Annotated in this window: 19 protein-coding genes; 11 read left to right on the forward strand and 8 right to left on the reverse strand. The window is 72.1% G+C overall.

What is annotated here, in order from left to right; all coding sequences use genetic code 11:
• The 5 genes from rpsK (at nt 1) to truA (ending at nt 3,717) form a co-directional block, all read left to right on the forward strand.
• Complete coding sequence (gene rpsK / locus ABD126_RS19915; protein ID WP_033436732.1) at nt 1–408, forward strand: 30S ribosomal protein S11; 408 nt, start codon at nt 1–3, stop codon at nt 406–408.
• A 23-nt stretch (nt 409–431) separates the two neighbouring features.
• The gene (gene rpsD / locus ABD126_RS19920; RefSeq protein WP_343935358.1) at nt 432–1,037 is read left to right on the forward strand and encodes a 30S ribosomal protein S4; all 606 of its coding nucleotides are present in this window, start codon (nt 432–434) and stop codon (nt 1,035–1,037) included.
• A gap of 145 nt (nt 1,038–1,182) precedes the next feature.
• Nucleotides 1,183–2,238 carry a DNA-directed RNA polymerase subunit alpha gene (locus ABD126_RS19925; protein ID WP_121224939.1) on the forward strand — a complete coding sequence of 352 codons (1,056 nt, stop codon included), beginning with the start codon at nt 1,183–1,185 and terminating at the stop codon, nt 2,236–2,238.
• Nucleotides 2,239–2,296: 58 nt separating this feature from the next.
• Nucleotides 2,297–2,869, forward strand: a complete 573-nt coding sequence (gene rplQ / locus ABD126_RS19930) for a 50S ribosomal protein L17 (RefSeq protein WP_343935359.1) — start codon at nt 2,297–2,299, stop codon at nt 2,867–2,869.
• A 56-nt stretch (nt 2,870–2,925) separates the two neighbouring features.
• On the forward strand, nt 2,926–3,717 hold the full coding sequence (gene truA / locus ABD126_RS19935; RefSeq protein ID WP_343935360.1) for a tRNA pseudouridine(38-40) synthase TruA: 792 nt from the start codon (nt 2,926–2,928) through the stop codon (nt 3,715–3,717).
• Here the strand turns inward: truA and ABD126_RS19940 are convergent.
• Both ABD126_RS19940 and ABD126_RS19945 read right to left on the reverse strand, forming a co-directional pair.
• Entirely contained in the window at nt 3,683–4,582 is a 900-nt protein-coding gene (locus tag ABD126_RS19940) for a lysylphosphatidylglycerol synthase transmembrane domain-containing protein (protein WP_343935361.1), read from the reverse strand. The two genes, truA and ABD126_RS19940, sit on opposite strands and share 35 nt — an antisense overlap.
• Before the next feature lie 35 nt (nt 4,583–4,617).
• Nucleotides 4,618–5,361, reverse strand: a complete 744-nt coding sequence (locus tag ABD126_RS19945; protein WP_343935362.1) for a PIG-L deacetylase family protein — start codon at nt 5,359–5,361, stop codon at nt 4,618–4,620.
• A 49-nt stretch (nt 5,362–5,410) separates the two neighbouring features.
• On the opposite strand from ABD126_RS19945, the gene ABD126_RS19950 reads away from it, so the two are divergent.
• Nucleotides 5,411–6,520, forward strand: a complete 1,110-nt coding sequence (locus ABD126_RS19950) for a glycosyltransferase family 4 protein (protein WP_343935363.1) — start codon at nt 5,411–5,413, stop codon at nt 6,518–6,520.
• Here ABD126_RS19950 and ABD126_RS19955 read toward each other — a convergent pair.
• The 4 genes from ABD126_RS19955 to eccE form a co-directional block, all read right to left on the reverse strand.
• A complete protein-coding gene (locus ABD126_RS19955) occupies nt 6,489–7,112 on the reverse strand; it encodes a Uma2 family endonuclease (RefSeq protein WP_343935364.1) in 624 nt (207 codons plus the stop codon). The genes ABD126_RS19950 and ABD126_RS19955 overlap by 32 nt on opposite strands.
• 198 nt (nt 7,113–7,310) lie before the next feature.
• Complete coding sequence (locus ABD126_RS19960) at nt 7,311–8,873, reverse strand: S8 family peptidase (protein ID WP_343935365.1); 1,563 nt, start codon at nt 8,871–8,873, stop codon at nt 7,311–7,313.
• A 251-nt stretch (nt 8,874–9,124) separates the two neighbouring features.
• Nucleotides 9,125–9,850, reverse strand: coding sequence for a hypothetical protein (locus ABD126_RS19965; protein ID WP_343935366.1), 726 nt, complete (start codon nt 9,848–9,850; stop codon nt 9,125–9,127).
• On the reverse strand, nt 9,847–11,184 hold the full coding sequence (gene eccE, locus ABD126_RS19970) for a type VII secretion protein EccE (RefSeq protein ID WP_343935367.1): 1,338 nt from the start codon (nt 11,182–11,184) through the stop codon (nt 9,847–9,849). The genes ABD126_RS19965 and eccE overlap by 4 nt, the downstream gene beginning before the upstream one ends.
• Before the next feature lie 172 nt (nt 11,185–11,356).
• On the opposite strand from eccE, the gene eccB reads away from it, so the two are divergent.
• The 3 genes from eccB (at nt 11,357) to ABD126_RS19985 (ending at nt 14,685) form a co-directional block, all read left to right on the forward strand.
• Nucleotides 11,357–12,991 carry a type VII secretion protein EccB gene (eccB, locus tag ABD126_RS19975; protein ID WP_343935368.1) on the forward strand — a complete coding sequence of 545 codons (1,635 nt, stop codon included), beginning with the start codon at nt 11,357–11,359 and terminating at the stop codon, nt 12,989–12,991.
• A gap of 240 nt (nt 12,992–13,231) precedes the next feature.
• On the forward strand, nt 13,232–13,594 hold the full coding sequence (locus tag ABD126_RS19980) for a hypothetical protein (protein ID WP_343935369.1): 363 nt from the start codon (nt 13,232–13,234) through the stop codon (nt 13,592–13,594).
• Nucleotides 13,591–14,685 (forward strand): WXG100 family type VII secretion target, encoded by a 1,095-nt coding sequence (locus ABD126_RS19985; RefSeq protein WP_343935371.1) that lies wholly within the window; start codon nt 13,591–13,593, stop codon nt 14,683–14,685. The genes ABD126_RS19980 and ABD126_RS19985 overlap by 4 nt, the downstream gene beginning before the upstream one ends.
• A 57-nt stretch (nt 14,686–14,742) precedes the next feature.
• Here the strand turns inward: ABD126_RS19985 and mycP are convergent, their stop codons facing one another.
• The gene (mycP, locus tag ABD126_RS19990) at nt 14,743–16,173 is read right to left on the reverse strand and encodes a type VII secretion-associated serine protease mycosin (RefSeq protein WP_343935372.1); all 1,431 of its coding nucleotides are present in this window, start codon (nt 16,171–16,173) and stop codon (nt 14,743–14,745) included.
• 3 nt (nt 16,174–16,176) lie between these two features.
• A complete protein-coding gene (eccD, locus tag ABD126_RS19995) occupies nt 16,177–17,571 on the reverse strand; it encodes a type VII secretion integral membrane protein EccD (protein WP_343935373.1) in 1,395 nt (464 codons plus the stop codon).
• Between the two features lie 253 nt (nt 17,572–17,824).
• Here eccD and eccCa point away from each other — a divergent pair, with 253 nt between their 5' ends.
• Both eccCa and ABD126_RS20005 read left to right on the forward strand, forming a co-directional pair.
• On the forward strand, nt 17,825–21,829 hold the full coding sequence (gene eccCa, locus ABD126_RS20000; protein ID WP_343935374.1) for a type VII secretion protein EccCa: 4,005 nt from the start codon (nt 17,825–17,827) through the stop codon (nt 21,827–21,829).
• An 872-nt stretch (nt 21,830–22,701) separates the two neighbouring features.
• Entirely contained in the window at nt 22,702–25,557 is a 2,856-nt protein-coding gene (locus tag ABD126_RS20005) for an AfsR/SARP family transcriptional regulator (RefSeq protein WP_343935375.1), read from the forward strand.
• The last annotated feature ends 28 nt before the right edge of the window (nt 25,558–25,585 follow it).

Genomic DNA, 25,585 nt, shown 5'->3' on the forward strand with positions numbered 1-25,585 from the left:
ATGCCACCCAAGTCCCGCACGGGCGCCGGGGTCAAGAAGGTCCGGCGCAAGGAAAAGAAGAACGTCTCGCACGGCCAGGCGCACATCAAGAGCACGTTCAACAACACCATCGTGTCCATCACGGACCCGATGGGCAACGTGATCAGCTGGGCGTCCGCCGGCCACGTGGGCTTCAAGGGCTCGCGGAAGTCGACGCCGTTCGCGGCGCAGATGGCCGCCGAGAACGCCGCCCGCAAGGCCGCCGAGCACGGCATGCGCAAGGTGGACGTGTTCGTGAAGGGTCCCGGCTCCGGCCGCGAGACCGCGATCCGTTCCCTCCAGGCCGCCGGTCTCGAGGTCGGCACCATCCAGGACGTGACCCCGCAGCCCCACAACGGCTGCCGCCCGCCCAAGCGGCGCCGGGTCTGAGGCACGGGGAGGAGTAAGCACACATGGCTCGCTACACCGGACCGGCCACCCGCATCTCGCGCCGGCTCAAGGTCGACCTCGTCGGTGGGGACCAGGCGTTCGAGCGCCGTCCCTACCCGCCCGGCCAGCACGGCCGCGGTCGCATCAAGGAGTCGGAGTACCTGCTCCAGCTCCAGGAGAAGCAGAAGGCCCGCTACACGTACGGCGTGCTGGAGAAGCAGTTCCGCCGCTACTACGAGGAAGCGGTCCGCCGCACCGGCAAGACCGGTGAGAACCTGCTCCAGATCCTGGAGTCCCGTCTGGACAACGTGGTGTACCGCGCGGGCCTCGCGCGCACCCGTCGCCAGGCTCGCCAGCTGGTCAGCCACGGGCACTTCCTGGTCAACGGCCAGAAGGTGAACATCCCGAGCTACCGGGTGTCGAAGTTCGACATCATCGACGTGAAGCCGAAGTCGCTCCCGACGCTGCCCTTCGAGGCCGCGCGCGCGTCCTTCGGTGACCGCCCGATCCCGGCGTGGCTCCAGGTCGTGCAGTCCAACCTGCGCATCCTGGTGCACCAGCTGCCGGAGCGGGCGCAGATCGACACGCCGGTGACCGAACAGCTCATCGTCGAGCTTTACTCGAAGTGATCCTCTCGGCGGGCGGTCCACGCGACCGCCCGCCGATCGGGTCCCGCGACGGCACGGAATGGTGTGCCGAACGCGTTTGCCGGTCTCCGCGACTGGCGTTCCCGGCGTCATATGGCGGGCGTCGGGTTGAGAAAGGAAGAACCCAGTGCTGATTTCCCAGCGCCCCTCGCTCAGCGAGGAAGCGGTCAACGAGACCCGCTCCCGGTTCGTCATCGAGCCGCTGGAGCCGGGCTTCGGCTACACCCTCGGCAACTCGATCCGCCGCACCCTGCTGTCCTCCATCCCCGGCGCCGCCGTGACCAGCATCCGCATCGACGGCGTGCTGCACGAGTTCACGACGGTCCCCGGCGTGAAGGAGGACGTCACCGACATCATCCTCAACCTCAAGGAGCTGGTCGTCAGCTCCGAGGAGGACGAGCCGGTGACCATGTACCTGCGCAAGCAGGGCCCCGGTGCGGTGACCGCCGGTGACATCGTGCCCCCGGCCGGTGTGACCGTGCACAACCCCGACCTGCACATCGCCACCCTGAACGGCAAGGGCAAGCTGGAGATCGAGCTCGTCGTCGAGCGCGGTCGCGGCTACGTCCCCGCCGTCCAGAACAAGCAGGCCGGCGCCGAGATCGGCCGCATCCCGGTCGACTCGATCTACTCGCCCGTCATGAAGGTGACCTACAAGGTCGAGGCCACCCGTGTCGAGCAGCGGACCGACTTCGACAAGCTGATCCTCGACGTCGAGACCAAGCCCTCCATCACGCCGCGCGACGCCGTCGCGTCCGCGGGCAAGACCCTGGTGGAGCTGTTCGGTCTCGCGCGTGAGCTGAACGTGGACGCCGAGGGCATCGAGATCGGACCGTCTCCCGCCGAGGCGGACACCATCGCGGCCTTCGCGATGCCGATCGAGGACCTGGACCTCACCGTCCGGTCCTACAACTGCCTCAAGCGCGAGGGCATCCACACGGTGGGCGAGCTGGTCTCGCGCAGCGAGGCGGACCTGCTGGACATCCGCAACTTCGGCGCCAAGTCGATCGACGAGGTCAAGATGAAGCTCGTCGGCCTCGGCCTCGCGCTGAAGGACAGCCCGCCCGGGTTCGACCCGTCGGCCGCCGCGTCCGACTACCCCGCCGAGGGCTGGGGCGCCGCGGACACGTCCGTGGACAACCACGACGACGGCCACGACTACGCGGAGACCGAGCAGCTCTGAGGCCGCTTAGCGGCCGGGCCGGAGCAGAGGATCAGAAAGAAATCCGAGGAGCAATTCGATGCCCACCCCCACCAAGGGACCCCGTCTCGGGGGCTCGCCGGCCCACGAGCGGCTCATGCTGGCCAACCTGGCCACGTCGCTGTTCACCCACGGTCGGATCACGACCACGGAGGCCAAGGCGAAGCGGCTGCGCCCGTACGCCGAGAAGCTGATCACCAAGGCCAAGGTCGGCGACCTGCACAACCGTCGCGAGATCCTCAAGGTCATCCGCGACAAGGACGTCGTGCACAAGCTGTTCGCGGAGATCGGCCCGCAGTTCGCGGACCGCGCCGGCGGCTACACCCGCATCACCAAGACGCTGCCGCGCAAGGGCGACAACGCCCCCATGGCCGTGATCGAGCTGGTGCCGGAGAAGACCGTCACCTCCGAGGCCGAGCGCGCCCGCAAGACCAAGTTCGCCAAGGACGAGGTCAAGCCGGCCGAGACCAAGGCCGAGGAGACCAAGGCTGACGAGGTCGTCGACCAGGACGCTGACGCGCCCGAGTCGGCCACCAAGGACGCCGCGGAGGAGCCCGCCGAGGGCGCCGACGAGGCCGCTCCGAAGGCCGAGGACAAGAAGGACGAGTCCTGACGGACCCGACCGCCGACGAGCCCGTCGTCCCCTCGCGGGGCGACGGGCTCGTTCGTGTGCGCCTGGACCTGGGCTACGACGGCACGGAGTTCTCGGGGTGGGCGCGCCAGCCGGGTCGGCGGACGGTGTGCGGGGTGCTGGAGGACACGATGTCCACCGTGCTGCGGGAGGACGTGTCCCTGACCGTGGCGGGGCGGACCGACGCCGGCGTGCACGCGTCCGGCCAGGTGGCGCACGCCGACCTGCCCGCGTCGGTGGACGTGGCCGGGTTGCCGCGGCGGCTCGCGCGGGCGTTGCCGACCGACGTGCGGGTGTTCTCGGCGCGGGTCGTGCCGGCCGAGTTCGACGCCCGGTTCGCGGCGTTGCGGCGGCACTACGAGTACCGGGTGACCGACGCGCCCTTCGGCGCTTCGCCGCTGCGGCGGCTGGACACCCTGGCGTGGCCGCGTCCGCTGGACGTGGACGCCCTGAACGCCGCTTCCGAGCTGCTGCTGGGGGAGCGGGACTTCTGCGCGTTCTGCAAGCGCCGGGAGGGCGCGACGACGATCCGCGAGCTGCAGCGGCTGTCGTGGGAGCGGGACGGGGCCGTGCTGACGGCGTTCGTCTCGGCGGACGCGTTCTGCCACTCGATGGTGCGCAGCCTGGTGGGGGCGCTGCTGGCCGTCGGGGAGGGGCGCAAGCCGGTCACCTGGCCCGCGTCGCTGCTCTCGTTGTCTTCTCGATCGAGTGAAGTCACGGTCGCTCCGCCGCACGGCTTGTCACTCGTCCGGGTGGACTACCCGGAGGATTCGGAGCTGGCCGCGCGGGCGCTGGTCACGCGGAACGTGCGCGGCGCACCGACCAGTTGAGCCAGGCCACGCCGCCCATCGGGATCTCGGCGAGGTAGGTGAAGACGGCGAACAGGAGCACGCCCGCGACGGCCGGTCCGGCGGGCGTGCCCAGCGCGACGAGCAGGGCGATCGTGCCGTTCTCGCTGACCCCGAACCCGCCGGGCGTGACCACGGCCAGCGTGAGCAGGCGGCTCACCGCGAACGCCGCGACCAGCGCGCCCGGCGACAGCTCGACCCCGGTCACCGCGAGGCAGCACCACAGCAGCAGGGCCTGCAACGCCAGGTAAGCCACCATGCCGGTGGTCATCTTCGCCCAGTTGCGCCGGATGACCTGCGCGTTCTGCCGGCGCAGCCGCACCACGAACCGCCGGGCGCGGCCCCGCAGCACGCCGCTGAGCCAGCGCAGCCTGGTCAGGGCGGCGACGGTGACGACCAGGGCCACCGCGGTGGTGAGGGTGGCGGCGAGGACCGTGCGCCCGAGCACCGCCGCGCCCTGGACGGCCAGCGCGACCAGCGGGAGGGCGACCCGGCCCAGGGCGTTCCACAGGCCGCTGACGATGGTGGACGTGGTGATCGCGCGGGCCGTGTGCCCCCAGCTCGACGCCATCACGGCGGTCACGGCGACGCCCGCGGCGCCGCCGAACGGGAACAGGTTGCTCACCGCGCTGCCCGCCGCGTTGAGGCTGAACGCCTGGGTGTTGCGCAGGCCGGGCAGCGAGCCGGTCAGGACGTAGGTGTAGGCCCACAGGCCGGCCAGCCACAGCGCGGTCAGGCCCGCGAGGGCGGCGGCGCTGACGGCGGCGAGGTGGTCGGTGATGGTGGCCCAGCCGACGCCGCCGACCTTGGGGACCAGCGCGACCACCAGCCACACCGCGAAGGCCACGGAGGCGAGCGAGGCGACCAGGTTGAGGCGGCCCCTCAGCGTGCGCGCAAGCGTTTGCGCTCGATGTACCACTCCGTGCCCATGACCAGCCGGAACAGCGGCGGCGGCAGGCTCAGCAGGGCGCTCACCGTGCGGGTCTGGTCGCCGCCCGTCGTCTGCGTGGCGTGCGCCGCCAGCGCCGCCCGCTTGGAGCCGGCGTACCGGCGGACGTCCACGGTGTGCGTGATCGCTGCGCGGGGCGTGTAGGCCGTCCGGAACGGGGTCAGGTCGAACCGCCGCGCGACCCGGGCCAGCCGGAGGGCGCGCAGCAACAGGGTCCGGTCGACCGTCGCCTCCCACACCCTCAGTGTGCCCGCCAGCTCGGCGGCCAGCGCGCCGACGCGGTGCACCTGCACGTGGTCGGGGTGCCCGTAGCCGCCGACGGGGTCGTAGGTGGTCAACAGGTCGGCGCGCTCCTCGTGCAGGATCTCGGCCAACCGCCCGGCGGCCTCCGGCACGTCCGCCCGCGCGAAGCCCGTCGACGCGCTCCCGTCCAGCCCGGAGTCGGCGTAGCCGAGGAACTCCACCCGCGCGCACCCGAGCACCTCCGCCGCCCGGTGCGCCTCCCTGGTGCGGACGGCCCCGAGGTCGCCGCGGTGGGCGGCCAGCCCGCGCTCGCCGGCCGTCGCGACGACCAGCACCACCCGGTGCCCCTCGGCGGCGAGGCGGGCCATGGTGCCCCCCGTCAGGAGGGCTTCGTCGTCTGGATGGGCGTGGAAGAACACGCAGGTTCGGCTCACGGGTGTAAGAGTGTCAGTTGCTCCGTTCAGCGGCTTGACGGGAGTCCCTGTGTCGATCGTCCACGTCAGCGACTGCTTCCTGCCGCGCCTGGGCGGCATCGAGGTCCAGGTGGCGGGCCTGGCCGAGGCGCAACGCCGCGCGGGCGCGGAGGTCCACGTGATCACGGCGACCCGCGCCGCCACCCGACCGCCCGGCTACACCGTCCACCCCGTGGCGATGCCGTTCGGGCCGCCGATCCACCTGCGCGCCGGGCACCACCTGGACCGGTTGCTGGGGTCGTTGGGGGCGGATGTCGTGTACGTGCACGTCGGTGCGGTGTCGCCGTTCGCGTGGTCGGGCATCCGGTCGGCGCTGGAGCTGGGGCTGCCGACGGTCGCGGTGGTGCACAGCATGTGGGACCCGGCGGTGCGCTGGTGCTACCGGGCGCTGGACCGGGTGGACGGGTGGTCGCGGTCGCCGTTGGTGCTGGCCGCGGTCTCGACGGCCGCCGCGGCGCGGGTGCGGTCGGCGTTGCCGGGGGAGGTCTTCGTCGTGCCCAACGGCGTCACGCCGGCGCTGTGGCGGGGGATCCCCGCGCAGCGCTCGGGCGGGCCGGTGCACGTCGTGTCGGTGGGTCGGTTGGCGTCGCGCAAGCAGCCGCTGCACCTGTTGGCCGTGCTGCGGGAGGTGTCGTCGGCGGTCGGCGGGGTGCGGGCGACGCTGGCCGGGGACGGCCCGGAGATGGGGGCGGTGCGCCGGTACGTGCGGCGGCACGGGATGGACTGGGTGCGCCTGCCCGGTCGGCTGGACCGCGAGGCGGTGTCGCGCTTGCTGGCGTCGGCGGACGTGTTCGTGAACCCGACGGTGTGCGAGGCGTTCGGGCTGGCGACGTTGGAGGCGCGGACGGCGGGGGTGCCGGTGGTGGCGCGGCCGGGGACGGGCGTGGCGGACTTCGTGCGCGACGGCGTGGAGGGACTGCTGTCCGACGACCTGGCCGCGGCCCTGGTGCGGTTGGTGTCGGACCGGGGGCTGCGCGCCCGCATGGCGGCCCACAACCGGACCACGGACCCACCGTGCACGTGGCCGCGGGTGTTGGCGGCTCTGGACGCGTGCCGCGAACGGGCGGCGGTGCTGGCCGGCGCGGGGCTCAGCGGAGGAGGTCGGCGAGGTCGAGGGTGATCGGGACGGGGGAGGCGGTGATGGTCTCGGGGCCTTCGGCTTCGAGGATGTTCTCGGCTTTGTAGAGCCCGTTCTCCAGGCGGTGGGCGGTCAGGCGCAGGGGGTTGAGCTTGCTCGGCTGGTCGATCGCCCAGAAGAACGGCACACCGGCGCCGGCGTAGCTCGCCACCTTGATCTCGCGTTCGGAGACCGGGTTGCCGGGCGACCAGATCTCGACCGCGAGCCGCACGGCCTCGGCGGGGAACGAGACGGCCCCGACGGGGGTTCGGTCGAGCAGCACCAGGTCGGGGATCAGCGCGGTCCGCATCGTCGTCGAGATCCGCACACCCACCCCGGGAACCGCGAACAGGTCGTTGCGCTCGGCGGCGCGGATCGCGGCCCTGAGGCAGGCGCCCAGGTTGAGCGCGGCGAACTGGTGGGTGCCGCCCGGCGGAGGAGTCACGAACAGGTACCCCGTGATCAACTCGATGCTCGACCCGTCCGGAGCGGGATCCAACTTCAGCCAGTCCTCGATGGTGTGCGGCCCGAGGGTCGAGCGCGGTGGGTCGTGCTCGGCCGGCGGTTCACAGCCGTACTCCGGTGCTGCGGACACGGATGGACCTCCTGCTTCGTCTTCCCTCACAGCGTCCCACTCTCCACCAAACGGGTGAGATCGCAACAGAACCGCCACCATCGGATCAGCGGGTGGAGGCCACTCGGGTCGAGGCCCGCCGCCACCACAACAGCAGAACGGCCCCCACCGGCGGAAGGAGGTGGGGGCCGTTCGTCGTGCTGCCCGGTGCCGCGGGACCTACAGGTCGAGGGTCCAGGTGTCGATGTAGCCCGTGTCCTGCGAGTAGACGTCGCGGACGCGCAGCTGCCAGTTGCCGTTCGCCGTCTCGGCCGACAGGTTCACCGTGTACGTCGCGTCCACGTTGTCCGTGCCGTCCGAGCCGCTGGACACCTTCAGCTGCTTCACCGCGCCGCTCGGCGTGATCAGGTCGATCGCCAGGTCACCGCGGTAGGTGTGCTTGATGTGCACCTCGACGGTGGCGGTGGCGCTCGCGGCGCCCGCGCAGTCGGTGATCGCGATGGTGCTGGTGGCGGTGCCCAGGTCGGGCACGTTCACGTCGGTCGCGTTCGTCTTGGGCGCGCAGCCGGTGGGCGGCGGGGTGGTGCTGCCGACCAGGCGGAGGAGCTTGTTCGGGGAACCCGTGCCCGCGTTGCCCACGACGCCGCTCGTCGCGCCGTTCACCAGGGCGTCGCGCACCTGCTGCGGCGTGGCGGTCGGGTTGGCCGCCAGGTAGACCGCCGCCGCGCCGACGACGTGCGGGGTCGCCATCGAGGTGCCGCTGATGGTGTTGGTGGCCGTGTCACCGGTGTGCCAGGCCGACGTGATGGACGAGCCCGGCGCGAAGATGTCCAGGCAGGTGCCGATGTTGGAGAACGACGAGCGCGCGTCGGTGTTGGTCGTCGAGCCCACCGTGATGCCCTCCGCCGTGCGGGCCGGGGAGGTGTTGCACGCGTTCGCGCCGCTGTCGTTGCCCGCCGCGAGGCCGTAGGTCACGCCCGCCGCGATGGAGTTTCGGACCGCCTGGTCGACGGTGGCGTCCGCGCCGCCGCCCAGCGACATGTTCGCCACGGCCGGCTTCGCCGCGTTCTGGGTCACCCAGTCGATGCCCGCGATGACGCCCGCGTACGTGCCGGAGCCGGAGCAGTTCAGCACCCGCACGCCGACCAGCTTGGCCTTCTTGGCCACGCCGTACGCGGTGCCGCCCACGGTGCCCGCGACGTGCGTGCCGTGGCCGTTGCAGTCGGTGGCGTCGTTGTCGTTGTCGACGGTGTCGCGCCCGGAGACCGCGCGCCCGCCGAAGTCGGTGTGGGAGAACCGGATGCCCGTGTCGATGATGTAGGCGGTGACGCCCTCACCCTCGTTCGGGTAGGTGTAGGAGTTGTTCAGCGGCAGCGCGGCCTGGTCGATGCGGTCCAGGCCCCAGGACGGCGTCGGCGACTGCGTGCCGGAGATCTTCACCTCGGCGTCCTGCTTGACGTACTCGACGCTCGGGTCCGCGGCGAGCCGGCGCGCCTGCGCCTCGCTCATGGTCGCGGAGAATCCGCGCAGGGCGCTGGTGTAGGTGTGCTTCACGGAAGCCTGGTACTTCGCGCTCAACGTGTCGGCGCTGGCCGCGCCCACGTCCTTGAGCACCACGATGTAGCTGTCCTTGACCGCGTTCGGGGCGCCGAGGCCGAGGATCTCGCCCTCGGCGGCGCCGGCGGTGAACGTCGTCAGTGCGGCGGTGACGGCGAAAGCGGTGCCGGTGGCCAGGCCCGCTCCGGTCACCCGCCTCGTCCAGGACGCGCGAGAGTCTCGCATCGCAGGGGTTCTCCTCTTCGCAGGGTGTGCGCCCGGGAGGATCACCGCGGCGAGACCGCCCGGACACGGTGAGTCAGTTCCTAGTTCGCCCTGCGGTGGCAGCGCAAGAATTCGCGCCGAATACAAGCCGGACGGCCTCTCCACAGTATTGACCCGGCCTGTGAACGAAATGCTGCGGAGAGTGACTGGACGGAGAAAGAAAAACGTGCCCCGAGCCGGCCGGCCCGGGGCACGTCAATGCGGTTCAGCCGTCAGTCGCCGCGGCGGACCGCGCCCAGGATCTGCTGCTCACCGGGCGTGGTGACCAGCCGCAACGGCCGCCACAGGTTCGCGCCCAGCGCGATCACCTGGTCGTCCTTCAACGTCGTCAACTGGTGCGCCATCTGCGGCGGCAACCGCCAGATCTGCGCCGCCAACTGCGCCTGCCCGACCGGCAGCCGCTGCAACAGCACGAGGTCGGCGGAATTCGCCGTGCCGGACGCCTGCGGGTGCAGGTAGGGCAGCACGTACATCGTCGTCTGCCACGGCGAGCGCGGCGGGAACAGCTCCTGCGGCACGTGCCCGCCGTCGTGCACGACCAGCAGCGGCGCGTCCTCCGACGGCCGTGGCAGGTCCACCGGCGAGAGCCGGCGCAGCTGCACGGTCGGCGCGGGACGCCCGTCCGGGCCGGTGCCCGCCGCCCGCACCACCGGCTGCCACGCCTGCGGCCGGCCGGTCGCGACGGTGATCCACGCGCCGGTCGCCATCGCCCGCAGCGCGATCTGCCGCGCCAGGTACAGGCCGCCGACCACCACCATGCGGGTCGGCGCGGACCGCAGCACCGAGATGGTCAGCGGCTCGCCCTTCAGGCCCGAGCCCAGCACCATGCCGCCGCGGTCGCCCGACGGGCTGACCACGTCCAGCAGTTGCGGCGCGACCAGGAACTCCGGCGCGACGCCGCGGCCCTGGCCGGTGTCCAGCAGACGGCTGTTGCTCACGCGACACCTCCGAGCGGCAGGGTGGCGGCCAGGCCTGCGACCTGGAGCCCGTTCAACGGGGTCAGGGTGATGTCCAGCTTGTCCGCCAACGCCTTGAGCCGGTCGTCCGCGCGGTCCAGCTCGGCCGGCGTCCGGGCGGACACCCGCACCATGCCGCGCAGGCCGACCTGGCCCTGCTCGCTGCTCGGCGAGATGGTCATGGACAGCGTCGAGGACAGCGCCCGCACGCCGGTCAGCGCGTTCAGGTTGTTGCGCATGCCCTTCGCGGGCCAGCCGGTGATCGCGTAGGACGCGTGGCCGACGCCGCCCGCGGTGACGCCGCCCCACTTCTCGCGCAGCGACACCGGGTTGTTCGTGCCCGCCACCGAGGTCAGCTCGGCGGCGGAGATGCCGGCGCGGATCAGCTCGTCGGAGTCCAGCGGGCGGATCGTCACGCCGGCGGACTCCAGGGCGTTGCGGACGCGGGACAGCGCGCCGATCAGCGCCCGGTGCGCGCCGACGACGCCGCCGCCGCGCTCCCGGATCGCCGCCGCGCACCGCTTCGGGTCCAGCCGCACCGCGATCCACGTGGTGCGCCGGGCCGCCGCGGGCAGCGGGCCGAGCACCTCCATGTAGGAGTTGAGGGCCGGGGAGTTCGCGGGCAGCGCCGCGGAACCGGGGTAGCAGTGCCAGATCACCGAGATGGCGTCCAGCACCACGCCGCGGTCCTCCAGGCACGGCGCGAGCGCGCCCAGCGGCAGCGACGGCGCGGTGCCCACGGCGTTGATCAGGCCGGGCGCCGGGTCGACCAGCAGCACCGCCGTCCACGCGCCCTGGTGCCACGCCATGCCCAGCGGCCGGCGCTCGTGGTCGGTGCCCTTGGCCACCACCAGGTCCGGCACGGCCAGGCGCAGCAGCGCCACGCGCGGGTCGTCCGAGCCGATGACCGAGGCCTCTTCCTCCGACGGCGGCTTCATCTCCACCGGGCCGCCGCGCTTGGCGGTGCGGCTGTGCGAGCGGAGGTTGTAGCGCACGACGAGGCCGATCCACTGGGTCAGCCAGCGGCCACGCGACCGGGTGAACGCGAGGATCAGCGCGATCAGCACGATCCCGCCCGCCGTGTAGAGCAGGGCGGGGGCGATCTCGTCACCGGTGGTGCCGACCGCGAGCAGGATCAGGCCGACGGCGACGCCGACTTCGAGGACAACCAGGTTGGCGACCGGCAGCGCGCCGAGGCTCGCCCCGGTCGCGCGCCGACGTGCCCGGAGCAGGGCGGCGCGCACGCCGCCGCCCGGCGCCTGCGCGGGACCGCCGGGGCCACCAGGGCCGCCGGGGCCGCCCTGCGGGCGCGCCATCGCAGGGTTCGGTTGACCCGGATGTGGGGTGGTCACGGACATCCGATCTGGTTCTCTTTCCCGTCGGCGTTCGGCGGGTGGACCGACCGGGTCTGACCAACCCGCACACGCGCCACCCGCCGTCCGGCTATCGTGCAGACCGTACCGCGACTGGGAGAGCAGCGAGCCGAGAATGGCATCAACACCCACCACCAAGTCACAGGTCCAGGCCTACCGCTTCGTGCTGCGCAGGATGCAGTCCGCCCTGGTGCGCAGAGACGCGGTGATGCTGCACGACCCGATGCGCACGCACTCGCGTGCCACCGCTGTGGGTGTGATCCTCGGCGTGATCGGGCTCATCGGCTTCCTCGTGTTCGGCTTCTTCTCGCCGGACCCGCGGCTCGACGACGAGACGCAGATCGCCATCTCCAAGGAGACGGGCCAGGTCTACGTCGTCCGGCAGGGCGGCACGAAGCAGTTGATCCCGATGACCAACCTCGCCTCCGCCCGACTGCTGATCCTCAACCAGTCGAACCCGGACAAGGCGCAACAGGTCGGTGGCGGTGACGCCCAGGCGGGCCAGGTCAACGCGGCGCCGCAGGTCGCGGGCGGCGAGCCGAAGCTGGTCAGCGAGAAGGCCCTGGCGAAGCTGCCCAAGGGCCGGCTCACCGGCATCCCGGACGGCCCGGACGTCCTGCCCGCCAAGCCGGAAGAACGGATCGGCGCGGAGTGGTCGGTGTGCGACACGCTCGACCTCGACGAGACGCTGAACAACCCGACGTCGAAGAACAAGTTCGAGACGACGGTCATCGCCGGCATGAGCGGCGGATCGCTGCTGGACGGCAACAAGGCGCTGCTGGTCAAGGCGGGCACCGACGACAAGCAGGCCTACCTGATCTACAAGGCCCCGGTGAACTCGAAGATCACCTCGACGTCCACCGTGCGGGCCAAGGTGGACCTGACCGACCCGCAGGTCCAGAACGCGCTCAACCTCAAGGGCAAGACGGTGCGCGCGGTCAGCGCCGGCCTGCTCAACGCCATCCCCGAGGCCAAGCCGCTGGAAGCGCCGAAGATCACCGGCCGCGGCGAGAACGTGACCTACCTCCAGGGCGTGCCGGGCCTGAAGGTCGGCAACGTGATCGAGGTCAAGCGCCTCGGCGCCGACTCGGAGTTCTACGTGGCGCTCAAGGACGGCCTCCAGAAGGTGAGCCAGGCGGCGGGCGACCTGATCCGCGCCGCGAACGCGCAGGGCGACCCCAAGGTCGTCGACATCGCGAAGATCGACACCAAGGAGCCGACCGAGAAGCTGGACTTCCTGGACTACCCGGCCGAGGTGCCGGACGTGCTGGAGCCCAACCAGAACAACCGGGTCGTGTGCCTGGGTTGGCGGGCGGAGAACGTCAACGCGGACAACCGGTCGCAGCACACCCAGGTGACCATCGCGCCGTCGCTGCCTGTGCCGACCGACGCGGTCGCGGTGAACATCAACCAGGTCGGCGCGACCGGCGAGGTCGTGAGCAAGTTCATCATGGCGCCGGGCAAGGCGGCGGTGGTGCGCGCGGCGACGTCCACCCAGGACTTCCGGACCGGCCCGATCCACCTGATCACCGGTCGCGGCGTGAAGTACGGCATCCCGGACACGTTGGTGGCGGGCGCGCTGGGGCTGGGCGACCAGTTCGTGCCGGGCCCGGAGTCGATCCTGCGGTTGTTGCCGAACGGGCCGCAGTTGAACCGCAACGACGCCATCCGGAGTTGGGACTCGATCCCGGTGCCCAAGAACGTGGGGCTGTTGCCCGAAGAGCAAGCCAAGAAGGCGTCCGGCGGCTGAGGCGGTGTTGGACGGCGCGCCTCCGGCGCGCGGCTCGGCCGCCCCGGAAGTCGGCTCGTCGCGCCGCGTTTCCCGCCGATCGAAGAGCGTGATCGTCGGGAAAGGCGTCCCGACAAGCCGACGGCGGCCTCGCGGCACCGCGGGCCGGCTTCCGCGAGCCGCTGGTGGTGGGCTGAGCCCTTCGGCGGAACCCGGGGGCGTCGGGGACCGTCACACCTGACGCTTGAGGGAGGTGTTCGGGTGTACGAGGCACCACGTCCCCCGGTCGCGGGGTCCGGCAAGGTCAGCGTCGACGCGCGCTGGGTCGAGTTGTACGCGCAGCGCGTGGACGAGGCGGCGGAGGAGCTGTCGCGGGCGCGGGAGCAGTTGCGGTCCGCCCCCGTGCGACCGCACAGCTTCGGCGAGCTGGGCAAGACCCTGCGCACCTCCGAGGCCTACACCCGCGCGGCCGGGATGTTGAACCAGCAGCTCGACCGCGCCTGCGAGGTGCTGTCGGCCGCGTCCAAGGGGCTGCACGCGGTGGCCAAGCACTACGGCGGCCAGGAGGACGAGGCCGTCGCGCTGATCAAGAAGGCCCACCGCCGCCTGGAGGACTCGCGATGAGTGGCAAGGACGGCCGGCAGCTGGTCGCCGAGGTCGGCGCCGAGCTGGACTACCTGTCCGGGATCAGCCGCCGGCTCGGGCTGCAGGACCTGGTGGCGGACTACTTCGAGCCCGTCGTCGGGTCCTGGAACGACCTGCACGAGGAGGCCGAGCGCTGGCGCAAGGCCGGCCTGGTCGCCGAGCACGTGACCCGCGACCTGACCAAGCCGCTGGGCAAGCTCGACTCCGCGTGGCAGGGCCGGGACGCCGAGTCCTTCGTGGCGCACATGCAGTCCGTGGGCCTGGCCGGGCACGACATGTCCGACGCCATGCACGCCATGGGCGACGCCCTCGACCAGACCGCCGACGGCATCCGCGGGATCGTCGAGGACATGGCGCGCGTGTACGCCGAGGCCGCCGACACGGTGTCCGGCGCGGCGGCGCTGCCGTTGGACGGCGACCGGCGCGTGGTCGAGGTGCTGGACGAGCTGCGGGACCCGGCCAAGGAGCTCTACGAGTCGGTCCGGGACATCCTGGAGGCGTTCCTGCGGCTGTGCGACGGGGTGTCCGGGGAGAACTCCGACTTCGCCGACGTGAAGATGGAGCACAAGTACCCCGAGAAGGACTGGACGTTCAGCGAGCCCAAGAAGGCGACCGCGCCGCCCGCCGGCGGTGGGGGCGCCGCCGCGCCGCCCGCCGCGACCGAGCCCGCCAAGGCCGGCGGTGGCGGCGTGGGTGGCGGTGGCGTCGGTGGTGGGGGCGTCGGCGGCGGTGGCGTCGGTGGTGGGAGCGGTGTGCCCGGTGGCGGTGTCCCGGGCGGGTCGCCGGCCGAGCGGCTGGGCTCCGGCGGGTACACGACCGTGCAGGAACCCCGCACGTCCGAGGCGGGTCCGGCCCCGGCGGCGGCCGCGGCGTCCGGTGGTGGCCGCGGCGGTGCGCCCGGCGGCGCGGGCATGGGCATGATGGGCGGCGGCATGATGGGCGCCATGGGCGCCGGCGGCCAGCAGGGCGGCGACAAGGAGCACAAGTCGAAGTTCCGGATCACCGGCACCACCGAGGAGTTGCTGGGCAAGCCCAAGAAGACCGCTCCCCAGGTGCTCGGCGAGGACTGACCCCCAAGACAGCGCGAAGGGCCGCTCCCACGACGGGAGCGGCCCTTTCGACTTCGGTCAGAGCACCGAGCGCTTCACCGGCACGGCCGCCTTGCGGGCCCGGTTGCGGTTCACCGTGTGGACGATGAACAGGGTCAGCAGGAGCAGGCCCACGCCGCCGCCCGTGCCGGACAGGGCCACGATCAGCGGCGTCGGGTCCGGCGGGTTCAGCGGGTCGAGGTCGGTCAGCACCTGGGACGGCTGGACCGGCTTGAAGTCCTTGCGCTCCGACGGGAGCTCCGCGGTCAGGGCCGCCATCGGGTTGATCATGCCCGCGCCGACCTTGTTGTCCCGGCCGGCCGGGTTGCCCGGGTGCTGGGCGGTCGCCTTGATGCGGTCCATGACCTGCTTGGCGCCCAGGTCCGGGAACCGCTCGCGGACCAGGGCCACCACGCCGGCCACGTACGGCGCGGCGAAGCTGGTGCCCTGGATGCGGGTCTGGCCGGTGGGGCCCTCGCTGGAGTTGGCCAGGCCCTGGCCCCGCGGGTCCAGGGTGACGATGTCCTCGCCCGGCGCCGCGACGCTGACCCACGGGCCCCACACGGAGAACGGCGACACGTTGCCCGTCTGGCCCACCGAGGCCACCGACAGGACGTTGTCGGCGTACCAGGGCGGCGAGGCGACGATGTTGACGTTGTTGGGGTCCTCGTTGTCGTTCTGGAGGGCGCAGCCGTCCTTCTGGGTGAAGTTGCCGGCCGCGGTGACGATCACGACCTGCTTCTCGTTGACCGCCCAGTCGATCGCGGCCTGGAGTTCGCGTTCCTGCTGGCTCGGCTCCTGGGGCTCGGCGCAGGAGGTCAGCGAGATGTTGATGACCTGCGCGCCCTTCTCGGCGGCCACCACGATGGCCTTCGCGAGGGTGCCGACCTTGCCCGCCGAGTCGCGGTTCTGGCTCTTGTCGGTGGGGTGCTCGAACTTGAAGTTGCTGCTGGTGTGGCGGATGGCGAGGATCTCCGCCTCCGGCGCGGCGCCGATGAACCCGGTCTGGTCGTCCTTGCTCGCCGCCGCGACGCCGGCCACCTGGGTGCCGTGGCCGTCGCAGTCGTCGGTGCCGCCCTTCTCCGTCTCGACGTAGTCGCCGGTCGCGGTGACCCGGCCGGCCAGGCGCGGGTGCTCGTTGACGCCGGTGTCGATGATCGCGACCTTGACGCCCTTGCCGGTGGCGAACCGGTGCGCCTCCTCCAGGCGCAACTGCATCTGGCCCCACGGCCGGTTCGGGATCGTCTTGTTCCCGGTGTTGGAGGCGATGCAGAGGTTCTTCGGGGTGTAGTCGACGTCCTCCCGGGGCGGCTCGAACGCCGGCCGCAGGCTCCGGTCCACCGGGGGCGGCACGGAGTTCGGCCGGCTCGGGGCGGGGGTGGTCGTCGGCTGGGCGAACGCGCCGGGGGTGGTGACCAGGGTCAGCGCCACGGCCACCGCTGCGGCGGACTTCCGTGTCGTGGTCCGCATGGCTCAGGCCGGGATCAGCTGGCGCATGGCGACGTACAGGTCCATGACGGCGAGCGCCAGCGGGAGCACGATCGCGATCAGGATCGCCTCCAGCACGTCCACCGTCCGGCGCAGCACCGGCGAGAACTTCTGGCCGGGGAAGATCACGCCGAGCACCAGGGCCGCCGCGCCGACCAGGACCAGCGTCCCGAACACGAACAGCAGCCGGTTGTCCAGCGAGGACTCCACGAGCCAGCCCAGCAGCACGCCCGCCGCCGCCACCATGCCGCTGACCAGCAGCGCCACCGCCTGCGCGCCGTTGGCGTAGGCCCGGCCGCGCAGCATCAGCACCAGCGCCACCGTGACCGCGAGCATCGGGCCCCAGATGGTGCCGTCGCCGGCGGCGATCACCGCGAACACCGCGGCGGTGCCGCCGCAGCCGATGATCATGCCGGTCAGGTACTCGTGGGCGTTCGCGGTGCGCCGCTCGATCACCGCGTACTCGGGGAAGCCGGTGTCCTCCTTGAGGTCCTCGGCACTGCCCGGCACGGTCGGCAGCGGCAGCTTGGCCAGCTGGATGGTCAACCGGGGCAGCGCGGACAGCGCCGCCAGGGACACCGCCGCGGTCGCCGCCGCGATTCCCACGATCGGGTGGTCGACGAAGATGCCGATGAGGAACGCGAGGCCGCTCAGCGCGCCCGCCGTGGCCGCCGCGATGAACACGGTGATGCCGCGGCCGATCAGCAGGATCGCCGCGCTGGCGAAGATCAGGACGAGGACGCTGGCCAGCAGCAGGTTCGGCCGGCCGATCGCGCCCGGGACGGTGTAGAGGCCCGCCACGTACGCCATGGGCAGCCCGCCCGCGCTCGCGATCAGGACACCGGTGCCGACCGCGCTGTAGGAGCGGGAGATGACCGCGCCCGCGGCCAGCGCCACGATCGCCATCGCGCCCGCGCAGATCGCCGGCCACAGGCTCGGGCCGCCCGCCAGCGGGCCGGACAGCAGCACCGCGACGGCCGCCGCGATCAGCGCCAGCGCGCCCGCGATGTGGCCGTACTTGCGCGCGGTGTCCTTGGTCCACGGCCGGAAGCTGTCCGGGTCCGACTCGGCGATCGCGTCGACCACGTCGTCGTACAGCGGCGGTGGCGGGTTCTCGTTGCGCTTGCGCAGCTGGAGCAGCTCGCCGTCCACGACGCCCAGCGAGGCCAGCGTGCGGCTCGGGTCGAGCGGGCTGTCGCCCAGCTTCGCCAACGCCCACCCGCCGTGTCGCACGCCGCCGTCCGGAGTGGCCTCCTTGGCCATGTCCAGCAGCATCGGCAGCAGGTCGGCCACCGCGACGTCGGCGGGGAGCGCGACGTCGATGCGCGTGCGCGGCGCAACCACCGTCACCCGGCTGAACACCGTCGTACCGGTCGCCACCAGGGCCCCCTAAGTCCTCTTGCGTGTCTGCGTGCCGCCCCGACCTTATTGGTCCGCTCGACGCGCCGGCCGGAGGGGCGGGACACAGTATGGACGGAACGGGTGTCCGGACAGGGCCGTTCCGACGAACCCGTGGCCGGTGGATTTTCACGACCCACCTTCGGAGCGGGTTCCGATGCGCAATAGTGTCGGTTGGCAACCGCGGTTGTGACACGCGAGTCGGTTCGAGAGAGTGTGAAGAGGTGCCTGTTAGGTGAGCACGTTGCAGTTCAAGCGCACGGCACGCCTCGCTGCTCCCCGTCCACCGGGCGGTGAGGTCCACCTCGAACCGCCGCCCGAGGTGCCCCGGATCATCCCCGGCAACATCATGATGAAGGCGATGCCGGCCGTCATGATCGTGTCGTCCATCGGGATGATGGTCCTGATGTTCACGTACAGCAACAAAAACCCGGCCGCGATGATCATGCCCGGCATGATGATGATCTCGACCATCGGCATGATGGCGGGCGGCATGGGGTCCGGCAAGGGCCAGAAGAAGGCCGAGATGAACGAGGACCGCAAGGACTACCTGCGGTACCTCGGGCAGATGCGCGACCGGGCCCGCGAAGCCGCCAACGAGCAGCGCGCCGAGCGGGAGTGGGTGCACCCCGACCCGCAGATGCTGTGGTCGCTGGCCACCACCCGCCGCATGTGGGAGCGCCGGCAGAACGACCCCGACTTCTGCCACCTGCGCGCGGGCCGCGGCTCGCAGCGCCTGGCCACCCGACTCGTGCCGCCGCAGACCGGCCCGGTCGAGGAGCTCGAACCGATCGCCACGCTGGCGCTGCGCCGCTTCGTGCGCGCCCACTCGCTGGTGCCCGACCTGCCCATCTCGATCGCGCTGCGCGGCTTCGCCGCCGTCGGCCTGCTCGGCGAGACCGACGCCAAGCGCGGCCTCGCCCGCGCGCTGATCGCCCAGATGGCGACCTTCCACTCCCCGGACGACCTGCTCATCGCCGTCGTCACCACCGGCCGCACCAAGGCCGAGTGGGAGTGGATGAAGTGGCTGCCGCACGTGCAGCACCCGAACATCGTGGACGGCATCGGCCAGATGCGGATGATGGCCGGTTCGCTGACCGAGGTCGAGCAGATGCTCGACGAGCAGCTGCGCGACCGCCAGCGGTTCACCCGCAACGCGCCGCCGCCGGCCGACCAGCCGCACATCGTGATCCTCATCGACGACGGCGACGTCACCCGCGAAGAGCAGATCATCCTGGAAGAGGGCCTGGTCGGTGTCACCCTGCTCGACCTGTCCGAGTCGCTGGGCAACCTGACCGCCCGGCGCGGCCTGCGCCTGGTCATCGAGGACGACAAGCTGGGCGCGCGCAGCGCCAGCGGCGTCGAGTGGTTCGGCGCGCCGGACTGGCTGTCCGTGGTCGAGGCCGAGGCGCTGGCCCGGCGGCTCGCGCCGTACCGGATCGGCGGCGTGGACGCGGGCGGCGGCGACGAGGACCCGCTGTCGATGTCCAACAACCCGCCGCTGATCGAGTTCCTGGGCCTGCCCGGCGACCCGATGACCTTCGACGTGCAGCAGGCGTGGCGGCCCCGGCCGGTCCGCGACCGCTACCGCGTGCCGTTCGGCATCGGCGAGTTCGGCCAGCAGGTGGAGCTGGACATCAAGGAAGCGGCCATGGAGGGCATGGGCCCGCACGGCCTGTGCATCGGCGCGACCGGTTCCGGCAAGTCCGAGTTCCTGCGCACGCTGGTGCTGGGCCTGCTGGCCACGCACTCCTCGACGTCGCTCAACATGATCCTCGTCGACTTCAAGGGTGGTGCGACGTTCCTCGGCCTGGACAAGGCCCCGCACGTCGCCGCGACCATCACCAACCTGGCGGGCGACCTGACCCTGGTCGACCGCATGAAGGACGCCATCGCGGGCGAGGTCGCGCGGCGGCAGGAAGTCCTGGCCAAGGGCAACTACAAGAACGTGTGGGACTACGAGAAGGCGCGCGAGAACGGCGCCGACCTCGACCCGCTGCCCGCGCTGTTCATCTGCATCGACGAGTTCTCCGAGATGCTCACGGCCAAGCCGGACTTCATCGACATCTTCCTCCAGATCGGTCGCGTCGGCCGGTCGCTCCAGATGCACATGCTGCTGGCCTCGCAGCGACTGGAGGAAGGCAAGCTGCGCGGTCTGGACACGTTCCTCTCCTACCGCATCGGCCTGAAGACCTTCTCCGCCGCCGAGTCGCGCGCCGCGATCGGCGTGCCGGACGCCTACGAGCTGCCGCCCATCCCGGGTTCGGGCTACCTGGGCGTGCAGGGCGCGCCGCTGACCCGGTTCAAGGCGCTGTACGTGTCCGGCCCGTACCGGCCCGCGGGCATCCAGGTCGCCGGTCCGTCGGCCGTGGTGTCCAGCGACAAGCGGCCCCGGTTCTTCGTGCCGGACTACATCGAGATCCCCAAGGAACCGGTCAAGCCGGTCGAACCGGTCAAGCAGGAGAAGGAGAAGGAGGACAGCAACGAGCCCAGCGAGCTGGAGGTCATCGTCAACCGCCTGGTGGGCCAGGGCCCGCCGGCGCACGAGGTGTGGCTCCCGCCGCTGAACGAGCCGCCGTCGCTGGACACCCTCCTGCCGCCGCTGCAGACCACCGAGGACCGCGGCCTCACGCCGCCCGGGTTCTTCTCCAACGGCAAGCTCCAGGTGCCGCTGGGCGTGGTGGACAAGCCGTTCGAGCAGCGCCGCGACCTGCTGTGGGCGGACTTCTCCGGCGCGGCCGGCCACGGCGCGATCGTGGGCGGTCCGCAGTCGGGCAAGTCGATGATGCTGCGCACGCTGATCACGTCGATGGCGTTGACGCACACCCCCGAGGAAGTGCAGTTCTACTGCCTCGACCTCGGTGGCGGCACGCTCGCGTCGCTGGAGAACCTGCCGCACGTCGGTGGCTTCGCGTCCCGCCTGGACGTGGACAAGGCGCGCCGCATGGTGGCCGAGCTGTCCGGCCTGATCTCCGAGCGCGAAGTCCGGTTCCGCGCGCAGGGCATCGACTCCATGGTCGAGTTCCGCAACCGCAAGCGGCGCGGCGAGATCCGCGACGACGACTTCGGCGACGCGTTCCTCGTCGTCGACGGCTGGATGAACTTCCGGCAGGAGTTCGAGGCGCTGGAGCCGCAGGTCCAGGCGCTGGCCGCCCAGGGTCTGTCGTTCGGCGTGCACGTGGTCGTGGCCGCGAACCGCTGGGCGGAGATCCGGCCCGCGATGAAGGACCTGCTGGCCACCCGCTTCGAGCTGCGCCTGGGTGACCCGAGCGAGTCGGACGTGGACCGCAAGGTCGCCGTCAACGTGCCGGCGGGTCGGCCGGGCCGCGGCCTGTCGCCGCAGAAGCTGCACTTCCTGACCGCGCTGCCGCGCGTCGACGCGTCGTCGGACGCGGAGAACGTGGCGGCGGGCGTGCAGGACATGGTCGCCAAGGTCAACGCGGCCTGGCGCGGCCGGCGGGCCCAGCAGGTCCGGTTGCTGCCCGACCTGCTGCCGTACCCGGAGTTCATGGCCCAGGTCCAGCAGCTCAACCCCAACCGCGGGCACCTGGTGCCGATCGGCGTCAACGAGGACGAGCTGGCGCCGGTCTACCTGGACTTCGACGCCGACCCGCACTTCATGACCCTGGCCGACGGAGAGGCGGGCAAGACGAACATGCTGCGCACGATCGTGCGCGGCATCATGAGCAGCTACACCTCGCAAGAGGCGCTGATCATGCTGGTCGACTACCGCCGCACCATGCTCGGCTTGATCGACACCGACCACCTGCTGTCCTACGCCGTGTCGTCGGCCCAGCTGACGGACATGATCAAGGACGTGCGCGGCTCGATGGCGGGCCGGTTGCCCGGCCCGGACGTCACGCAGGAGCAGTTGAAGAACCGGTCGTGGTGGAAGGGCCCGGAGCTGTTCGTGATCGTGGACGACTACGACCTCGTCGCCCCGCAGGGCGCCCAGAACCCGCTGGCCCCGCTGGCGGAGTTCATCCCGCAGGCGAAGGACGTGGGCCTGCACATCGTGGCGGCACGGCGCATGGGTGGCGCGTCGAGGGCGATGTACGACCCGATCCTGGGCAAGCTGAAGGAGATCTCGGCCCCGATCATGGTGGGCTCCGGCTCGAAGGAGGAGGGCGCGATCGTGGGCAACCTGAAGCCGTCGCCCCAGCCGCCGGGTCGGGGCACGCTGGTGACGCGGAAGCACGGGCAGCAACGCATCCAGTTCGCCTGGATCCAGCCGGACTAGCCGGTGCTGCGGAAGGGGCCACCTCTTGTTCGGGAGGTGGCCCCTTCGCTTTGCCCGGGTCACGGCGTGTCGTTCGGCCGCCGGTTGGCGGCGTGGTCGGTGGGTGCTGGCTGGCTGCTCGGCTGGCTGGCTGCTGCCGGCTGCTGGTTGGGTGTTGGTCGGCCGGCTAGTCGCGTCGTGTTGGTCGGGTGCCGGTTCGCTCTTCTCGCGTTGGGCATCCACCCGCCCACCCCCGCCCAGGCCACCCGGCAAAAGCCCCAACTGCCCCGCCTTCGGCGGCCTGGCCCGGCTCCGCCGGGCCTGCGCGCGGAGCGCGCTGGGCGCGCACCGCGCGCCTGGCATGTGCGGGGTCGGCCTGGGTGGGGGTGGGTGGGCGGAACGCCCGAACGTGACACAGCCCGGGGCCGGCACCCGCGCCCTCCGCACGCACCTCGCGACCCCGGACACGCCGAAAGGGGCCGCCCAGCGCGTAGGACGGCCCCTCCCGAACACCTCCGGATCCGACCCGCGGACATCCGCACGGGGGAGCGCACGGACGTCCGCGGGTCGTGGTGGTCACCGGCGAGCACGTCGGAGCCCGGCACGCCACCCCCCTGATGACGACGCACCCGAAACCCCGACTCCCCGGCCCGGGACCGCGGCACCCCCCGTGTTGCCGACCGCCGTCCCGACCCCGGGAACCGCCCCGCGGTGAACGCTGTCCACTGTGCCCGGTCCCGCTCACACTCGACTCACGCCGCCGGCTGGGAGGTGGGACCCGGGGTGGGGGTCCCGATCCCACCTCGGTCGGCCGGGCCTCACACCCCTGTCACGCGGACCTCACGCGCACCCCGGCGACCGGCCGTAAACTGTCACCCGCTCGGAGGAGGGATATGAGGACTGCGTTCAAGGTGCTCGGTCCCCTCGAAGTGTGGCGCGCCGGCGCGCCGGTGCCGGTGCCCGCGGGCCGGGCCCGGGTGCTCCTGGCGTCCCTGCTGCTCAGGGCCAACGAGACGGTTTCCGTGGACACCCTCGTGGAACGCCTGTGGGACGGCGCGCCGCCCAGCCCGCACCGCGCCCGCGCCACCCTCCAGATGGTGATGACGCGCCTGCGCCAAGCCCTCGGCGACGTGAACGTGGTGCGCACCACACCCGGCGGCTACGTCGCCGACGTCGGCCCCGGCGAGCTGGACCTCCACGTCTTCCGCGCCCTCGCCGAGCAGGGCCGGTTCGCCGACGCCCTCGCGCTCTACCGGGGCGAGCCGCTGTCCGACGTGCGCTCCGACGCCCTGCACGCCGAGGAGGTCGAGCCGCTGCTGGAGGAGCGCCTGACCGTCCTCGAACGCCGCATCGACGCCGACCTGGACGCGGGCCGCTCCGCCGAGCTGGTCGCCGAGCTGCGCGCGCTGACCACCCGCCACCCCCTCCGGGAGCGGTTCTGGGGACAGCTCATGCTCGCCCTGTCCCGCTCCGGCCGCCAGGCCGACGCCCTGGCCACCTACCGTTCGGTAACCAGGCTGCTGGACGAGGAGCTGGGCGTCCCTCCCGGCCCTGAGCTGCGCGAAGTCCACCAGTCCGTGCTCACCGGAGCGCCCCACGCCCCAGCCTGGCCCCTGCCCCGCCAGTTGCCGCCGGACATCGCGGACTTCGTCGGCCGCGAGGACCTGCACCGCGACGTGACCGCCGTCTTCAGCCCCGCGTCCGCCACCGCCGTGCCGATCGCCGTGATCACCGGCCCGCCCGGGTCCGGCAAGAGCGCCCTGACCGTCCACATCGCGCACCGCCTGAGCGACCGGTTCCCCGACGGCCAGCTGTTCGTGCGCCTCGGCGACGGCACGCACCGCCCCCGCGACACCGGCGAGGTGCTGGCCGAGCTGCTCACCGGCGTGGGCGTCGGCCTGGCGTCCATCCCGGAGGACGTCGAAGCCCGCGCGGCGGCGTTCCGGTCGCGCATCGCCGGGCGCGCGGTCCTGCTGGTGCTCGACGGCGCGGCCGACGTCGCCCAGGTGCGCCTGCTGCTGCCCGGCGGCGCGCGCTGCGCGGTCCTGGTGAGCAGCCGCCGGCACCTGACCGGCCTGCCGGGCAGCCGCGTGCTGCGCCTGGGCCCGCTCGACCACGGCGACGCCCTGCGTCTGCTGTCCGGGATCATCGGCGCCGACCGCGTCCACCGCGAACGCGAGGCGGCGGACGCGGTCGTCGAGGCCACCGGCGGCCTGCCGCTCGCGCTGCGCATCGTCGGCGCCCGCCTGGCCACCCGCCCGAGCCTGCCGCTGAACGCGCTCGCCGTCCGCCTGTCCGACGAACGCCGCCGCCTGGACGAGCTGTCCACAGCGGACATGGAGGTCCGCGCCGGGTTCGAGCTGAGCTACGCCGCGCTGGACGACCACGTGGCGGTCGCGTTCCGCAGGCTGGGCCTGCTCGGTCCGGTCGACTTCGCGGCCTGGTCGGTCTCGGTCCTGACCGACGGCGACGGCGAGCGCCTGGTCGAGCACCTGGTCAACGCCAACCTCCTCCAGGAGACGGGCGTCGACGCGACCGGTGAACCCCGCTACCGCCTGCACGACCTGCTGGCCGTCTACGCGGCGGAACTGGTCGCCCGGGACGACCCGACCGAGAACCGCGACCGCCTGCGCCGCCACGCCGAGGCCCTGCTCCTGCTCGCCGACGAGGCCCAGCACGACACCCGCTTCTACGTGGACATGCTGCCCATGCGGCCGGTCCACGTCGAAGAACCCGCACTCGCCCACGAAGCCGAACGCCTCACCCGCAGCGGCGCGGCGTGGCTGGTGTCCGAGCAGCGGCAGGTCGTCCGCGCCGTCGAGGTGGCCGCGGCCGAGGGCTGGCCGGACATCGCCGCCGACCTGGCCGACCGCGCCAGCCACCTGGACCTGGACGTGTTCATCGGCAGCGCCGGCATGGCCCGCCTGCACGCGTTGTCCAGCGCGAGCGCCCACGCGGCCGGCGACGCGAACCTGGCGCTGCGCATGGAACACCACCGCCTGAGCGAGGCCGCGAAGGACGTCGTGGACGAGGTCCTCATCGAGGACTTCCGCAAGTGCGCCGAGGGCCTGGAGGAGATCGGCGACACCCTCACCCTGGCCTGCCACCTGGCCACGTGGGCGTTCTACCAGTCGGTGTTCGACGGCAAGCCCGCCGTGGAGCTGGCCGAACGCGCCGCGACCCTGGCCCGCGGCACGGGTGACGACAGCGTCTACCTCTCCGCCCTGCGCGAGCACGCGTCGATGCTGGCGTGGAGCGGCCGGATGTCCGACGCCCTCCCGCTGTTCGAGGAAGCCATCACCCTCAGCCGAACCCAGCCGGACGCGCTCTCCGAAGCCCAGGTCAACCACCGGATCTCGATGTACGCGCTGCGCAACGGCGACCTGACCCTGGCGGCCGAGACGTCCCGCCGAACCCTGGCCCTGCTGGAAGGCGCCCAAGACCTCCGCGCGACGGCCTACGTGGTCAGCCACGCGTCCCGAGTGGACGCCGCGCTCGGCAACCACGACAGCGCCGTGAAACGCGCCCAACGCGCCTACGAGATCTTCACCGGCTTGGCGGAGGGCATCGGCTCCGCCACCGCGGCGGCCAACGTCGGCGAAAGCCACCTCGCCGCCGGCCACCCGGCCGAAGCCGTTGCCTTCCTGGAGCAGGCCATACCGACCCACGAGGGGGTCGGCGCGGCCGAAGCGCTGGAACGCATGGCGGAAACCCTGGTCAGGGCACGCCAGGCCCTGGAACCGAACTGACCACCATCATCAACACCAGGGGGGAAGT

Origin of the sequence: Saccharothrix mutabilis subsp. mutabilis, from assembly GCF_039521145.1 — a bacterium.
GTDB classification, from domain to species: Bacteria; Actinomycetota; Actinomycetes; order Mycobacteriales; family Pseudonocardiaceae; genus Actinosynnema; species Actinosynnema mutabilis.